The organism is Halobacillus sp. BAB-2008 (genome assembly GCF_000328325.1).
GTDB lineage: Bacteria > Bacillota > Bacilli > Bacillales > Halobacillaceae > Halobacillus.
Genome location: NZ_ANPF01000130.1, coordinates 1 through 818 on the forward strand (window position 1 = coordinate 1; position 818 = coordinate 818).

Genomic DNA, 818 nt, shown 5'->3' on the forward strand with positions numbered 1-818 from the left:
AATAAACCAAATTTCATTTTCGTAACAAAAAACATTCTCAAGGTGAGGATCGCCATGAGTGAGAGTTAAAGGACCTCTTACTTTATAATCACCTAGTTTTAATTTTTGGTAAGCATATACGATAAGAGTGGACCAATCAGACGCCCATTCGTGTCTTGCATCCAATGACTTTAATTGTTCAATGGCCCATTCAGACCATTCATATGTTATAGAGTGAGTATTCAGGGTTAGAGTTGTTTGATCAATCTTTAAGCTATGTAGATAAGAGAGGCGTTGGAGAATAGATACAATCGACTCCTTTTTACTATGTAAAGGTAATCCTATAAAATCATCTTTCAAAGGCCTTCCTAAATCAACCATAAGAATGGCTTGAGGTTTAGACTCCCACCATTTAACCAGCTTCATAAATGGCTGCAGGTTATTTTCTAACTTCTTATATACTTCTATTTCATTGTTTCTCCCCTCAGCAAATTCCTTATAAATGAATTTTTTCTTATTCTCATTCTGATTAATAATTTCAAATCGGGAAATATCACCCGCATGTGCACCAGTAATGTTTTCTATATGAATGGGTACCTCTTTAATTTCTTCCAATCTCTTTTTAAGGTGCTCCAAAAATAATCATCCTTTCATTCAGTTGGTTAACTTCCGTTTGTTCATTCCAATTATTTCAAATTCACCTTAAAACAACAACAAAACTTGTAAAAAGGGCTTATCCATTATTAAGGATAAGCCCACGTTTCATTAAGACTTTAATTCAAGATATATTAAGCAAAATTTCAACGAACGCTTCCGTTAGCACAAAAATGAATACTGTG

The 818-nt window shown here is 33.6% G+C and carries 1 protein-coding gene; it reads right to left on the bottom strand.

The genetic code is table 11. The features are described 5' to 3' along the window. Window positions 1-615, bottom strand: a 615-nt coding sequence (locus D479_RS19620) for a hypothetical protein (RefSeq protein ID WP_008640657.1), incomplete at its 3' end; no start/stop codon positions are given. Window positions 616-818 lie beyond the last annotated feature (203 nt).